At 69.5% G+C, this 13,300-nt stretch carries 14 protein-coding genes and 3 tRNA genes; 7 read left to right on the top strand and 10 right to left on the bottom strand.

Going from position 1 to position 13,300, the window contains the following annotated elements; all coding sequences use genetic code 11:
- Positions 1-124: 124 nt before the first annotated feature.
- The 4 genes from rpmG to ACSMXV_RS24670 all read right to left on the bottom strand — a co-directional run bounded on the left by rpmG (position 125) and on the right by ACSMXV_RS24670 (position 1,153).
- Complete coding sequence (rpmG, locus tag ACSMXV_RS24685; protein ID WP_003948671.1) at positions 125-289, bottom strand: 50S ribosomal protein L33; 165 nt, start codon at positions 287-289, stop codon at positions 125-127.
- An 87-nt stretch (positions 290-376) separates the two neighbouring features.
- A tRNA-Met gene (locus ACSMXV_RS24680) sits at positions 377-449 on the bottom strand.
- 46 nt (positions 450-495) lie between these two features.
- Positions 496-568 (bottom strand) — tRNA-Thr (locus ACSMXV_RS24675).
- Between the two features lie 279 nt (positions 569-847).
- Positions 848-1,153, bottom strand: coding sequence for a hypothetical protein (locus tag ACSMXV_RS24670; protein WP_473179239.1), 306 nt, complete (start codon positions 1,151-1,153; stop codon positions 848-850).
- Between ACSMXV_RS24670 and ACSMXV_RS24665 the strand changes: the two genes are divergently transcribed.
- The 4 genes from ACSMXV_RS24665 to ACSMXV_RS24650 all read left to right on the top strand — a co-directional run bounded on the left by ACSMXV_RS24665 (position 1,140) and on the right by ACSMXV_RS24650 (position 4,244).
- Complete coding sequence (locus tag ACSMXV_RS24665; RefSeq protein ID WP_473179061.1) at positions 1,140-2,348, top strand: amidohydrolase family protein; 1,209 nt, start codon at positions 1,140-1,142, stop codon at positions 2,346-2,348. The genes ACSMXV_RS24670 and ACSMXV_RS24665 overlap by 14 nt on opposite strands.
- Before the next feature lie 193 nt (positions 2,349-2,541).
- Positions 2,542-3,198 carry an SDR family oxidoreductase gene (locus ACSMXV_RS24660; RefSeq protein ID WP_473173450.1) on the top strand — a complete coding sequence of 219 codons (657 nt, stop codon included), beginning with the start codon at positions 2,542-2,544 and terminating at the stop codon, positions 3,196-3,198.
- A 169-nt stretch (positions 3,199-3,367) separates the two neighbouring features.
- Positions 3,368-3,820: a nuclear transport factor 2 family protein gene (locus ACSMXV_RS24655; protein ID WP_473173449.1), complete on the top strand. Its 453-nt coding sequence runs from the start codon at positions 3,368-3,370 to the stop codon at positions 3,818-3,820.
- 205 nt (positions 3,821-4,025) lie between these two features.
- On the top strand, positions 4,026-4,244 hold the full coding sequence (locus ACSMXV_RS24650) for a GrpB family protein (RefSeq protein ID WP_473173448.1): 219 nt from the start codon (positions 4,026-4,028) through the stop codon (positions 4,242-4,244).
- Between the two features lie 1,017 nt (positions 4,245-5,261).
- On the opposite strand, the gene ACSMXV_RS24645 is transcribed toward ACSMXV_RS24650, so the two are convergent.
- Positions 5,262-5,783: a hypothetical protein gene (locus ACSMXV_RS24645; protein ID WP_473173447.1), complete on the bottom strand. Its 522-nt coding sequence runs from the start codon at positions 5,781-5,783 to the stop codon at positions 5,262-5,264.
- Between the two features lie 942 nt (positions 5,784-6,725).
- Between ACSMXV_RS24645 and ACSMXV_RS24640 the strand changes: the two genes are divergently transcribed.
- Positions 6,726-7,277, top strand: coding sequence for an RNA polymerase sigma factor (locus ACSMXV_RS24640; RefSeq protein WP_473173446.1), 552 nt, complete (start codon positions 6,726-6,728; stop codon positions 7,275-7,277).
- 963 nt (positions 7,278-8,240) lie between these two features.
- Here ACSMXV_RS24640 and ACSMXV_RS24635 read toward each other — a convergent pair.
- Positions 8,241-8,322, bottom strand: a tRNA-Tyr gene (locus tag ACSMXV_RS24635).
- A gap of 191 nt (positions 8,323-8,513) precedes the next feature.
- Here ACSMXV_RS24635 and ACSMXV_RS24630 point away from each other — a divergent pair.
- The gene (locus ACSMXV_RS24630) at positions 8,514-9,002 is read left to right on the top strand and encodes a YajQ family cyclic di-GMP-binding protein (protein ID WP_181659057.1); all 489 of its coding nucleotides are present in this window, start codon (positions 8,514-8,516) and stop codon (positions 9,000-9,002) included.
- A 129-nt stretch (positions 9,003-9,131) separates the two neighbouring features.
- On the opposite strand, the gene ACSMXV_RS24625 is transcribed toward ACSMXV_RS24630, so the two are convergent.
- Positions 9,132-9,398 carry a GlsB/YeaQ/YmgE family stress response membrane protein gene (locus ACSMXV_RS24625; RefSeq protein ID WP_181863386.1) on the bottom strand — a complete coding sequence of 89 codons (267 nt, stop codon included), beginning with the start codon at positions 9,396-9,398 and terminating at the stop codon, positions 9,132-9,134.
- A 138-nt stretch (positions 9,399-9,536) separates the two neighbouring features.
- Between ACSMXV_RS24625 and ACSMXV_RS24620 the strand changes: the two genes are divergently transcribed.
- The gene (locus ACSMXV_RS24620) at positions 9,537-10,760 is read left to right on the top strand and encodes an APC family permease (RefSeq protein ID WP_473173445.1); all 1,224 of its coding nucleotides are present in this window, start codon (positions 9,537-9,539) and stop codon (positions 10,758-10,760) included.
- A 75-nt stretch (positions 10,761-10,835) separates the two neighbouring features.
- On the opposite strand, the gene ACSMXV_RS24615 is transcribed toward ACSMXV_RS24620, so the two are convergent.
- Genes ACSMXV_RS24615 through htpX form a run of 3 tightly spaced genes read right to left on the bottom strand, consistent with a single transcriptional unit; the run spans position 10,836 to position 13,251 of the window.
- A complete protein-coding gene (locus ACSMXV_RS24615; RefSeq protein WP_473173444.1) occupies positions 10,836-11,978 on the bottom strand; it encodes a barstar family protein in 1,143 nt (380 codons plus the stop codon).
- Between the two features lie 14 nt (positions 11,979-11,992).
- Entirely contained in the window at positions 11,993-12,391 is a 399-nt protein-coding gene (locus tag ACSMXV_RS24610; RefSeq protein WP_473173443.1) for a YccF domain-containing protein, read from the bottom strand.
- A complete protein-coding gene (gene htpX, locus ACSMXV_RS24605; protein WP_473173442.1) occupies positions 12,388-13,251 on the bottom strand; it encodes a zinc metalloprotease HtpX in 864 nt (287 codons plus the stop codon). The genes ACSMXV_RS24610 and htpX overlap by 4 nt, the downstream gene beginning before the upstream one ends.
- Positions 13,252-13,300: the final 49 nt, after the last annotated feature.

Here is a 13,300-nt window from a genome sequence, read left to right as displayed (position 1 = left end):
CGCAGCGTCGCGAGGGCCACTCTCCGCGACGTCGAGGCCGTCCCGCGGAACGGCGCGAGGCCATCCCCCAGAACGACGTGAGGCCGTCCCCGGAGATGGGGACGGCCTCACGTACGAGCCTGATTTATCGCGTCTCGCGGTGCGCGGTGTGCGCGTTGCAACGCGGGCAGTGCTTCTTCATCTCAAGACGGTCCGGGTTGTTGCGCCGGTTCTTCTTGGTGATGTAGTTCCGCTCCTTGCACTCCACGCAGGCCAGCGTGATCTTCGGGCGGACGTCGGTGGCAGCCACGTGAGTGCTCCTTGACGAACGGATGGGTCATTTAACGCAGAAATAGTAGCCGATCGAAGGACCGACCCCGCAATCGGCTACTGAGAGTAGCGGTGACCGGACTTGAACCGGTGACACAGCGATTATGAGCCGCTTGCTCTACCGACTGAGCTACACCGCTGCGATGTGGCGGGCTTTCCGCCGAGACGAAAAGCCTTACACATCAGAGCCCCAATACGGAATCGAACCGTAGACCTTCTCCTTACCATGGAGACGCTCTGCCGACTGAGCTATTGGGGCGAGCGATGAAGACATTACACGCTCGCCCACCGATCGCCCAAATCCGTTTCCCCGGGCCTGCCTCACAGCGGTGACGACCTCAGTCGCGGGCTCCCATCAGCCCCGCACCAGCGGACTCCGGCTGTCGCCAGGTGTTTCTCCAGCCCCTGCAGTTACGCAACGGCTCCCCCGTCCTCGTGTCCGCCGTCCCGCCACAGCGGCCCTCGGCCAGGTCGCACCACGCCGGTACGACTATTCCGCTCCTCCTCGAAGCCGACGAGCCGTCACCCTAGGCTCGACTCACGCTGCGTGATCTTGCGCGCGTCGCCCGCGTTCGACATGACGCCTGCAGCCGTCCCCGAGCCCCAGGAGCGCGATGCCCGACAGCCAGCCGCAGCAGCCCGACTCCCCCGGTTCCCCGGGCCACGCCGGCCCGTCGGGGTCCTCGGGACCCGCAGGCTTGTCCGGTCGGTCAGGTGGCTTCCAGGAGTCGTCGGGTTCCTCGGGCTCCTCGGACTCCTCGAGTTCGTCGGGTTCGTCGGGCTCCTCGGGCTCGTCCGGCCGGTCGGGAAGCGGCAAGTGTGACCCGGCGATCGGTGACGGCACGGCGCTGCTCCTCTGCGGCGCACGTCTTACCGATGGCCGGACGGTGGACGTGCGACTCTCCGCGGGACGCATCGAGGCGGTCGGCACGGCCGGCAGCCTGACCGCGCATGCCGCGCGCGTGGACCTGACCGGCTATCTCCTGCTGCCCGCGCCCGCGGAGCCGCACGCCCACAGCGACACGGCCCTCTCGGCCGAGACCCCCGGCCCGGTCTCGTACGACGTCCAGGACGTGCAGCGGCGGACCACCGAGGCCGCGCTGCTTCAGCTCGGGCATGGTGCGACGGCGCTGCGCTCCCATGTGCGGATCGGCGATGTGCCGGGGCTCAGACCGATGGAGGCGGTGCTCCAGGCACGACGGTCGCTGCGCGGACTGGTCGATCTGACGGCGGTGGCGGTGCCTCGGCTCCTGACGGGCGTCGCCGGGGCGGATGGGCTGGCGATGCTGCGGGACGCGGTCAAAATGGGCGCCTCCGTGATCGGCGGCTGTCCCGACCTCGACCCCGATCCGACGGGGTATGTGGAGGCGGTGCTGGAGGTCGCCGCGGAGCACGGCTGCCCTGTCGATCTGCATACGGACGCGGGTGATCCGGCGCGCCTGTCGCGGCTCGCGGCCATTGCGGGCGGCTTGCGGCCAGGAGTGACGATCGGGCCGTGCGCGGGGCTCGGGCGGCTGCCCGCCGAGGCGGCGTCGCGCAACGCGGACCAGCTCGCCGCGGCCGGAGTGGCCGTGGTGTGCCTTCCGCAGAGCGGGTGCGGGGGTGGTGGCGTGGAGGGCGGCGGCACGGCTCCCGTACGGCTGCTGCGAGCGGCCGGCGTGCGCGTCGCGGCCGGCAGCGGCGCGCTTCGGGACGTGTCCAATCCGGTGGGGCGCGGCGATCCGCTGGAGGCGGCGTATCTGCTGGCCTCGCGGGAGGGCTTGCGCCCCGAGGAGGCTTACGACGCGGTGAGCGCCCGGGCCCGGGCCGTGCTGGGACTGCCCGAGGTGCGTGTGGAAGCGGGCTTTCCAGCCGAGTTGCTGGCCGTGCGGGGGGCCCAGCTCGCGGGTGCGCTCTCCCTCGCGTACAGCCGCATCGTGGTGCACCGGGGGCGCGTGGTGGCGCGTACCAGCGCGGTACGCGAGTACTGCGACTCGGCGGCGGCGGTGGCGCTGGACCTGCCTCGACAGGGACGGTCGAAGGGCCCCGATTCGCCGTGAGAGCTGCGACGCGGTGACCGCCTCCGGGCAATGCGTGCTCACTGCGTGGGCGAGGTTGTGCTCGGGCGGGACTGCGAGCCGGCCGTGCGGCGCGGCCGGCACAACTGGCTCTCAACTGGCCGGGCTGGTCAGGCGAGTCAGCATTGAACCGGCCGTGCAGCGAACTCGCCCGGCCGGGCGTACGGTCGGAAGCATGCGCATTGTCATTGCTGGAGGGCACGGTCAGATCGCGCTGCGGCTGGAGCGGTTGCTCGCCGCGCGCGGGGACGAGGTCGCGGGACTCATCCGGGGCGCCGAGCAGGCCCCCGACCTCGAGGCCGCGGGGGCCGAACCGATTCTGTGCGACCTCGAGTCCGCTTCCGTGGAGGAGGTTGCGGGGCATCTGCAGGGCGCGGACGCGGTCGTCTTCGCGGCCGGCGCGGGGCCGGGAAGCGGCGCCGCGCGCAAGGACACGGTGGACCGCGCGGCGGCCGTCCTGTTTGCGGACGCGGCGGAACGGGCCGGCGTACGGAGGTATCTGGTGGTGTCGTCGATGGGGGCGGATCCGGCCCACCAGGGCGACGAGGTCTTCGATGTGTATCTGCGTGCCAAGGGCGAGGCCGACGCCGACATCCGGCAGCGGAAGAACCTGGACTGGACGATCCTCCGGCCCGGCATGCTGACGAACGACGCCGGAACCGGTCTCGTACGCCTGGAGGCGCACACCGGACGCGGGCCGGTCCCGCGTGACGACGTCGCCGGGGTGCTGACGGAGCTGGTCGACACGCCGGCGACAGCGGGGCTGACGCTGGAGCTGATCAGCGGTTCGACGCCAGTGTCAGTGGCGGTCAAGTCGGTGGCGGGGAACTGAGGCCCCGCTCCCGGCCCCTTCGTGGCTGGGCGGGTTCGCCTTTGGCGTAACGCGTTCGCTGTGGACGTAAGTCGGAGGGCTGCTCGGGCGCGCCGGGGCTTGCCTGGCTGTCCGGCCGCCCGGACGCCGTGCGTCCGTCACGCCTCTTTCCGAGTGAGGAGCGCCTGCCATGAGCACCGACGATCCCCTGAAGCAGCAAGACGATCCCCTGAAGCAACAACAGGAAGTACCTGCGCAGCAGGCCGCCCTGCTCCGCAGGATGTACGAGGTGTTCAGTACCGATGAGCGCGAGGCCGTCATGGCAGTCGCGCTCGCCCCGGACGTCGACTGGCCCAACGTTCTCGACGGCGTCCGCCTCCACGGCCACGAGCAGGTACGCGCGTACTGGGCACGCCAGTTCGCCGCCGGCACTCCTCTCGTACGGCTGGAGGGGCTGCGGCTCGACGAGGAGGAGCAGCCGGGCACCCAGGCTTCCTCGGACGGACCTCGGCGAGTCGTCGCAACGGTGCGTGTCGGCATGCGGGACGAGACGGGCGACCACTGGGCCGACGCCCCGGTCGAACACCTCTATTCCTTCGGGGCGGACGGGCTGGTGAGCAGGATGGATGTTCGGCGGCCCTGAGCGACGGCCACCGGCCTGGCACAGAGATGAACAGACCCTCTCCGACCTGCGTGTCGCAGTCGGAGGGGGTCTCCCTCAGCGTGGCGGCGCCAGGATTCGAACCTGGGAAGGCTGAGCCGGCAGATTTACAGACCGCGCGGGCCTTCCCGCCCGAGCTGGGCTTCGTCGGCCCTGAGGTCCGTCCGCCCCGCCTATGCCCCACGGTGTGGAAGCCAACGCCCGCAGTGGCGTGGCGCCGCCGCACCCGCGTGAGAACCGGATCTTCCGCGACTACCTCAGGGCCCGCCCAGAGACGGCCCGGCGATACGAGGCGTCCAAGCGGCGGGCGGCCGATCTGCATCCCGACAGCCGTGCCCGATACGGCGACGCGAAGGAGGCAGTCATGCTCGAGGTGATGGCCGAAGCCCGGCTGTGGGCAGTCTGATGTCGTCCGGGTGCCTGAGCGCATCCGCGGCAGCGGCGCGTCGGCCGGGTGCGTGGCAGCTCGGTCGGCGCGCCGCTCCGGTGCTGTTCCAGTCGCCTCGGGAGAGGGTCAGTTCTCCCGCAGGGCCACGTTGTACGTCACTCAAGTGGTTGGGGAGCGACCGGTAGCTGTTCGCTGTGGGGCCACGTGAAAGTACGGTCGGTTTCGAGGCGGGCCTCTTCCCAATGGATGACATGTATGCCGCTCTCCCCAATGGACCGTGGCGTCCGCTGACGTTGCCGTCAGACTGCCGTCAGAAGACGGGCCTGAGTCCTCTTGCTATGCCATGCAGCGTTGTGATCGCCTGCGGAACACGGTGCAGGGAGTCGACCAGCGGTGCGTCCGCTCACCAGACTGAGCGGGTGACGACACGACCATCCTCTCCTGAAGATCTCCGTGCTGTTCTCTTCGACTCAGGCGGCGTGCTGATGCAGCCGATCGGCGGCCGGTGGAACCCACGAGCGGACTTCGAGCAGACCGTCCTCGCCTACGACCCCACAATCACGCCGGAACAGTTCGCGTCGGCCATCGCCGCGGGCGAACGTTTCTTCGCCGCCTCGTCGTCGACGCCTGACTACGACGACTACCACCGGGTGCTGCTTCGCGACCTCGGCGTGGACCCGACCTCGCAACTCCTCGCCGACTTGCGCCGCGAAGTCCCCCCGTCCACGGTCCTGGAGACATACCCAGAGGTCCTGGGAACCCTGGAAGAGCTGAGCCGGCGCGGCGTGCGGATGGCGGTGGTGTCGGATGCCTGGCCCGGTCTGCCCGACCTCCACGCGGGACTGGGGATCGGGCAGTTCTTCGAGGCGTATGCGATCTCCGGCCCCCTTCGGGGGACACCTGGGGGAATCGCGCCGAGCTGCCCGAGCACACTCAGCATCCACAGGAGACACCGCAAGGTCACGTGGATCGCCCTGGCGGTGCCTCCTGTCCCCTGGATGCGCCAGACGCTACCTAGAGCCCCGGCACCCACGATCACAGATGATCGACGAACCAGTCCGTGCACTCGGAGTCGTCTGAGTCAGCGGGCCGCATGCAGGCGCGCACCGCGTAGCTGTGCGTGTCGCTGGCCTGCAAATAGACGCCGTCCGTCACAGCCCACCCGGCGAGGTCATCGAGCCAGGTCGCGGTGAACGGGCCGCACTGCTTCCATCCCCCGGTCCTTTCGACGTCCGCGTCGCTCGGGTGCGTTCCTCCCTCCCCGGCCTTCATTTCGAACTTTCCGAAACTGCGGTCGATCCACAGCTTGTCCCCGCGTTCGACGTCATCGATGCGGGAGACGGCATAGGCGTCCCGGATACTCCCGGTGTGGAGCTCGATGTTTCGCCCATGGTGAGATTTCTCGTCGGTCAGGCTGTACCAGTCGCCCAAATGATCCACAGACGAATCGCACTGGTCTGTGCCGGACGGAATGTCCGGTGATGCCTGGGCAGGTGTAGCGGCGAGCGCAAGCAGAATGGCTCCTCCCACCGCGGAAAGCACGCGGGCACGCCTCATGGTGCCCCTCCTCATCCTGCGCCCGTATCCCCCGGGTGGCGCAGTCCCCCGTGGCCGCACCTGACGGCCTCGGCCACACCGTAGCCAGAAGGCCGCAGGCGGAAGAACAGCGGGATTGGACAGTCCAGTTGTGCCCATTCCCACGGTGATTTCGCGAATTTTCCCCGTGCGTGTTCGATGCGTTGCCGCGCCGATCGACGTGCTGTGCCGAGAAGAATCCGACCGGACCCCTCCGCTTGGGGAGCAGTGCCGCGTCGAGTCGCGAACGGGCGGCTGGAAATCGGCGGGCGCATCACAAGCAACGCACGTGTATCCGCAGCCAACTGACCAACCCGCCCACTCCGGGCCGGCCCGTGACCGGCAACCTCAGAAGGGGAAGTCGGTCACGGGTTCACGACGGCCGCGGTCGTCTCGCTCTCTTCGGCCGTCCCGTCCGCCGTGCCCACACCGCATCATCATCGGCCGTACCTGCAAGGTGAGATGCGAGTTCCTGCGTCACCGCCGCGTCCCGCGGGTCGGCTGTATAAGACGGTGCGGGCCAGGCCGGGCAGGGTGTGTTTCTTCCTGAGTGACCGCCATGTACCTGTCGAACCCAGGCTCCCAGGTCGGAGGCGCCCACGGCGCCCGGGACGATTCTCGCGCCTGCCATGAGACTTGCCGATTCGGCGCATCTTCGCAGGTGGGATGAGGGGTCACTTCAAGAGAAACGCACCCACCAAGAAGGACCGTCCCACGACCACGCACGCAGCACACTGGGATCTGCGTCTCGGAGGAGGCCGGGGCCCGGAAGCCGGAGCGCCGTCACTTCCAAGCCGCGGCTGCCCAGCCCTAGGGACCAGCGGCCAGGGGCCAGGGGCCCGAGGGAACTCGCCGGGGGCGACGGGCGAAGGAGAGATGAAAGCCCAAGCCTTCGAAGCGTTCCCCACGACGAGAGGAGCCCCGATGACCGTCCAGCCAGGCGTCCGCACGGGGGCGGAGAGCGATGCCTCGGTAATTGCGCGGTCCCGGGATGAGCCCGAGGCATTCGCCGTGCTCTTCGACCGGCACGCGGATGCGGTACACCGTTATCTGGCCCGTAGGCTCGGCGGCGAGCCGGCCGACGACCTCATGGCGGAGACCTTCACCACTGCTTTCCCGCAGCGGCACCGGTACGACCCCGCGCGGGCCACGGGCGACGACGCCCGGCCCTGGCTGTTCGGCATAGCGACCAACCTGGTCGGCCGGCACCGGCGGGCCGAGGCCCGCCGGTTCAAGGCCCTGGCCCGCATCCCGGCTCCCGCCGACCACGAGGAGCCGCTGGCCGACCGGGCTGCGGCCCGGGTAGGGGCACAGGCCGTACGCCGCGAGCTGGCGGCGGCACTGGCCGCACTGCCCGCGCGGCACCGCGACGTGCTGCTGCTGGTGGCGTGGGGCGGTCTCGGCTACGAGGGGGTGGCCCAGGCCCTCGGTGTCCCCAACGGCACGTTCAGATCACGGCTACACCGGGCTCGTTGACCATCTGCTACCGTTTCCGCCGCGTCGAGCTCCGCTGCCGCATGCGCGACTACGTGCGCCGTCTGCTCGCCCCGGTGGCCCGCAAGAACAGCTGACCGAGCAGGCAGGCCACTTCGACCGCAGATGGGACCGCCTCCCCGCCAAGTCCCGTCGCAACAACGCCGACGCCCTGGCAACCATCACGCCCGCCCTGGTGAAGACCACCGCGAGCGCGGCGCGCACCTTGAAGCCTTCTTCGGGTGCCTGTACTACGCGGCCATGCGGCCCGCGGAAGCCGTCGGCCTGACGTTCTCTCAGTGCCACCTGCCGGAGAGCGGCTGGGGCAAGCTCACCCTGCGCGGCGGCATCGTCCACGCCGACCGTGACTGGACCGACGACGGCCGGGCCCACCAGGACCGTCACCTGAAGGCACGAGCGGAGCGAGGCTCCCGTGTGGTGCCCATCCCGCCGCACTTCGTCGCGATGCTCCGCGGCCACATCGATCGCCACGGAACAGCCTCGACGGCCGGCTGTTCCGCACGAGCCACGGCGTGCTGCTCCGCGTCTACGCGAGAGTTCTGGCCCAGGGGCAGGATCGCGCTAACCGCCAGATCGAGGCTGGCTACGCGAATGGGACGGGGCCGGGCCTCCCCCTGGGGGAAGTTAGTGATCAGCGCTGATTGCCAGGATCGCAAGCGAGAGCAGCCCGACGATCAGGACCGCAGCGACAACGCCGGCCACGCCCAATGCGGTCCAGATGATGCCCTTCAGCGCCCTCTTGCTCACCCTGCACCCCCGCCGTCCCCAACTGCGCCCAGCCCCGGGGGACGCCTGGGGGACGCGCCCTGATCAGGCTTGGGATCCCCCCGGGGCCAGGTGAGACAAGCCTCGTATTTCGGTCCCCCCATCGAACGGCGCCGTTCGAATAAAAAGATGCCCCCTCCGCTCTGCGTTTCCGCAGTTCGGAGGGGGCATTCCTCAGCGTGGCGGCGCCAGGATTCGAACCTGGGAAGGCTGAGCCGGCAGATTTACAGTCTGCTCCCTTTGGCCGCTCGGGCACACCGCCGGGGGTTGCTGCCGTTGAGCCTCCACTTTCGCGGTGCTCCGTGGCAACGACGTAAACGATACCTGATGCGCGGGGGTGCTTCGCCACCCTATTGATCAGCGCCTGCCCGTGGCCCGGTGGATAGGCTTTGCTGATGCGGCCACGGGACCGGCGGCCGCCTCTACACACCCCGATACAAGGAGCCACAGGACATGGCCGACTCCAGTTTCGACATCGTCTCGAAGGTCGAGCGGCAGGAGGTCGACAACGCCCTCAACCAGGCCGCCAAGGAGATCTCGCAGCGATACGACTTCAAGAACGTCGGCGCGTCGATCGCCTGGTCCGGCGAGAAGATCCTGATGGAGGCGAACTCCGAGGACCGGGTGAAGGCTGTCCTCGACGTGTTCCAGTCCAAGCTGATCAAGCGCGGGATCTCGCTCAAGGCGCTGGATGCGGGCGAGCCGCAGCTGTCCGGCAAGGAGTACAAGATCTTCGCGTCGATCCAGGAGGGCATCTCCCAGGAGAACGCGAAGAAGGTCGCGAAGATCATTCGCGATGAGGGCCCGAAGGGTGTGAAGGCACAGGTGCAGGGCGACGAGCTGCGCGTCAGCTCGAAGAGCCGCGACGACCTGCAGGCCGTGATCGCACTGCTGAAGGGCCAGGACTTCGATTTCGCGCTGCAGTTCGTGAACTATCGGTAGTTCGTTCGATCACCTGTGGTGGTGGTCGTAGTGCGGCTTCGACAGGCTGAGACCGGTTGATCGCACAGCGGAGGGCGGTACCCGACAGATCGGGTACCGCCCTCGCTGCTGCCCCGGCTGCGGTCTCGGTCAGCGGCGGGAGTGCCCGAACAGGAGACGGTAGGCGATCAGCAGGACGAGGGAGCCTCCGATCGCGGCGGCCCAGGTGGCTCCGTCGTAGAAGTCGTTGACGACCGGGCGGTCGAGGTACCGGGCGGAGATCCAGCCGCCGACGAAGGCGCCCGCGATGCCGATGAGGGTCGTGCCGATGAAGCCGCCCGGATCGCGTCCGGGCAGCAGGAGTTTGGCGATGGCACCGGCCAGCAATCCGAGAACGATCCAGCTGATGATGCTCATGCCTGAACCTGCCTTTCCTGCACGGTGTTCGTGCGCTCTTGTCGGGGATGACGTCGGCGGGGCGGCGCCCGGTTGCGGTGATCAGTAGGGTGCGGCACATGACACACGAGCGCGACATATGACACGGGGGCGCAGCGCATGACGCAGGAGTTGCGGAGAACGCTGGGCGTCTTCGACGCCGTCGTCATCGGGCTGGGGTCGATGGTCGGGGCCGGAATCTTCGCGGCTCTCGGTCCGGCGGCGGACGCGGCCGGGTCGGGGCTGATGCTCGGGCTCGGGCTCGCCGCCGTGGTCGCGTACTGCAATGCGATGTCGTCGGCACGGCTGGCCGCGCTGTATCCGGCGTCCGGTGGGACGTATGTGTACGGGCGGGAGCGGCTCGGCGAGTTCTGGGGGTATCTGGCCGGCTGGGCGTTCGTCGTCGGCAAGACCGCCTCGTGCGCGGCGATGGCGCTGACCGTCGGAGCGTACGTCTGGCCCGAGCAGGCACATGCGGTCGCTGTCGCCGCCGTGGTCGCGCTGACCGCCGTGAACTATGGCGGCGTGCAGAAGTCCGCCTGGCTGACACGGGCGATCGTCGCCGTGGTGCTTGCGGTGCTCGCCGCGGTCGCCGTGCTCTGTCTGGGCGCGGGGGACGCGGACTACGCCCGTCTGGACGTCGGGGCCGACGCCACGGCTGCCGGGGTGCTTCAGGCGGCCGGGCTGCTGTTCTTCGCTTTCGCCGGGTACGCGCGTATCGCGACGCTGGGCGAGGAGGTGCGCGATCCGGCGCGCACTATTCCGCGCGCGATCCCGCTGGCTCTCGGTATCGCGCTCTGCGTATACGCCGCCGTGGCCGTGGCGGCTCTCTCGGTGCTGGGGTCCGGCGGCCTGGCCGATGCGTCCGCCCCGCTGGCCGACGCGGTGCGGGCCGCAGGAGTGCCGGGTATGGCGCCCATCGTGCAGGTGGGGGCCGCGGTGGCGGCGCTCGGGTCGCTGCTGGCGCTGATCCTCGGGGTGTCGCGGACGACGTTCGCCATGGCACGGGACCGGCATCTGCCGGGCGCCCTGGCCGCCGTGCATCCCCGATTCCAGGTGCCGCACCGGGCGGAGCTCGCCGTGGGAACGGTGGTCGCGGTGCTGGCTGCGACCATCGACGTGCGCGGAGCCATCGGCTTCTCCTCGTTCGGCGTGCTCGTCTACTACGCCATTGCCAACGTCTCGGCCTCCACGCTGAGTTCCCGGCGAACACTCCCCGTAGTCGGCCTGCTGGGCTGCCTTGTGCTGGCCTTCTCCCTGCCGTTCACGTCGGTGGCTGCGGGGGTTGGCGTACTTGCGGCAGGGATGGTCGCTTACGCGGTGGGGCGCCGGTCGTCGCAGTGACGGTCGGCCCGGTCGGTCCAGTGATGGGGCCGGTGGATCCGGTGCACACATACGCGGTGAGGGCCGGGGCCCCCGTCAGGCCAGCACCACCTCGATCCCCTCCTCGGCCAGAATTTCCAGAAGCTCTTCGAACGTCGGTGGGCGGCCGTGCGTCTGCGGGGTCACACCTAGGCAGGCACGAGCGATATGCGCGTCGTGCCATACGACGGTGAAGGGCCGGCGGGCGCCGAAGCGGCCGCGCAGGCAGTCGGCGAGTGCGTCGAGGTTCCGGCCGAAGTACCCGCCCGGGCCGTTCACCGCCTCGCCGAGCGCGCAGTAGAAGCCCGGCTCGTCGGTGATGTGGCGGCCGTCGAGGTGGTAGGTGGTGCCCGGCGCCGCGTCCGGTTTGCGGCCGTCGCGGTTGGTCAGGGCGGTGCCGAGCCAGAAGTCGCGGCTCGCCGTGTCGCACCGCGCCCACAGATTCGGCTCGGCGGGAAGGCCGTCCCACCACAGGTCCCAGACCGCGCGTGCCGCGTACGGAGGCCGCTGCGACCAGGGTTCGAGGGTGAGGTCGACCAGTCCGCGGCCGTGGGCCGAGGGGATCCAGGCGGTGATCTCGCCCTCCACCGCGTACTGGAGCGCCCGCCCGAAGGCGTCGAGACGCAGGATCTGGGCGTGGCCGAGTTCCTCGTCGCCCGCGTCCAGTGCCGTCCGCAGGGCGCCGCGCGGTGAGCAGCCGAGCAGCCGCAGCGGAGGCTCGGGCCGCGGCTCCGGGTACGGCTCACCAACGTGGCCCAGGTCCCGGCAGCGGCCGTACGGTTCGTCCGGCCCGCCGAGCAACAGGTAGCCCGGGGACAGCGGGGGCCGTCCCGGGTGGTCGCGCCGGCTGTCGGCCTCGCGCGCCTCCACGGAGATGTCGCGCAGCGACAGCTCTCGCGCGCAGGGGCGGTCGCCGACGATGCGTACGTCCTCCAGGCACCATTCGTCGATGCGGTTGCCCGCCTTGTCGAGGATCTCGAGGGCCAGGAGTCCGAGCGGTGCGGAGCCTTCGGCCCGTGCGTGGGCCAGAGCGGCGGCCAGTCGTCCTTCCGGCGCACAGCCGAGCAGTTCGAAGCGCACACGTTCGGGGGGCGGTGGATCGGCGAAGAGATCCTCCGCGTCCGCGCACAGGGCCCAGATCTGGTCGTGTTCGGGCTCTTCGGCGTCGTACGCGGCCAGGGCGTACTTCGGCAGCTGCACCCCCGCGCCGCCCGCTACCAGCCTGTCGCCGCGAAGGGCTGGTCGGTGCGCACGATCTCTCGGCCCAGTGGGAACAACGAGACCGGTATGAGCTTGAAGTTGGCTATGCCCAGGGGGATGCCGATGATCGTGACGCAGAGGGCGATGCCGGTCGTGATGTGGCCGAGCGCGAGCCACCAGCCCGCGAGGACCACCCAGAGGACGTTGCCGACGCAGGAGGGCGCGCCCGCGTCCCTGCGCTCGACCGTCGTATAGCCGAAGGGCCACAGGGCGTAGACGCCGATGCGGAACGCCGCGATGCCGAACGGGATGCCGATGATCGTGATGCAGAGGATCAGGCCCGCGAGCATGTACCCGAGGAAAAGCCAGAAGCCGCTCAGGACAAGCCAGATGACGTTGAGGATTGTCTTCACCGGTGACGACCTGCCATCTGCTCGAGCCGGGCGATGCGCTCCGCCATCGGCGGATGCGTGGAGAACATCCTCGACATTCCCTGGCCTGGACGGAACGGGTTCGCGATCATCATGTGACTTGCCGTCTCGAGGCGGGGCTCGGGCGGCAGGGGCAACTGCTTGGTTCCGGCGTCGAGTTTGCGCAGGGCGCTGGCGAGGGCCAGCGGGTCGCCGGTGAGCTGGGCTCCGGATGCGTCCGCCTCGAACTCCCTGGAACGGCTGATCGCCAGCTGGATGATGCTCGCGGCGAGCGGCCCCAGGATCATGATCAGCAGCATGCCGAAGATGCCCGGGCCCTCGTCGTTGTCCGAGCGGCCGATCGGGATCAGCCAGGCGAAGTTGACCAGGAACATGATCACGGAAGCGAGGGCGCCGGCGACCGAGGAGATCAGGATGTCGCGGTTGTAGACATGGCTGAGCTCGTGGCCGATCACGGCCCGGAGCTCACGTTCGTCGAGGATCCGGAGGATGCCCTCGGTGACGCAGACGGCGGCGTTGCGCGGGTTGCGTCCGGTGGCGAACGCGTTCGGCGCCTCGGTCGGCGAGATGTACAGCCGGGGCATGGGCTGGCGTGCCTGTGTGGAGAGTTCCCGGACCATGCGGTACAGCGCCGGTGCCTCAAACTCGCTCACCGGGCGCGCACGCATGGCGCGCAGCGCGAGCTTGTCGCTGTTCCAGTAGGCGTACGCGTTCGTGCCCAGGGCGACGAAGAGCGCGACGAACAGGCCCGTACGCCCGAAGAAACTGCCGATCACGAGGATGAGTGCGGACAGTCCCCCGAGGAGTACGGCGGTCTTCAACCCGTTGTGCCGGCGGTGCACGGTACGCCCTCCTGGTGGTGCGGCAGGGGAACCCTCTGCTTGTTGACGC

The organism is Streptomyces sp. DSM 42067 (genome assembly GCF_055792885.1).
Note: the sequence above shows the minus strand (reverse complement) of the source record. Positions and strands in the feature narration are given on the sequence as shown.

Coding starts and splice junctions, on each gene's coding strand:
- ACSMXV_RS24660 (WP_473173450.1), top strand. CDS start 2,542: ATGCGCATTGTCATTGCTGGAGGGCACGGTCAGATCGCGCTGCGGCTG.
- ACSMXV_RS24655 (WP_473173449.1), top strand. CDS start 3,368: ATGAGCACCGACGATCCCCTGAAGCAGCAAGACGATCCCCTGAAGCAA.
- ACSMXV_RS24645 (WP_473173447.1), bottom strand. CDS start 5,783: ATGAGGCGTGCCCGCGTGCTTTCCGCGGTGGGAGGAGCCATTCTGCTT.
- ACSMXV_RS24640 (WP_473173446.1), top strand. CDS start 6,726: ATGACCGTCCAGCCAGGCGTCCGCACGGGGGCGGAGAGCGATGCCTCG.
- ACSMXV_RS24630 (WP_181659057.1), top strand. CDS start 8,514: ATGGCCGACTCCAGTTTCGACATCGTCTCGAAGGTCGAGCGGCAGGAG.
- ACSMXV_RS24625 (WP_181863386.1), bottom strand. CDS start 9,398: ATGAGCATCATCAGCTGGATCGTTCTCGGATTGCTGGCCGGTGCCATC.
- ACSMXV_RS24620 (WP_473173445.1), top strand. CDS start 9,537: ATGACGCAGGAGTTGCGGAGAACGCTGGGCGTCTTCGACGCCGTCGTC.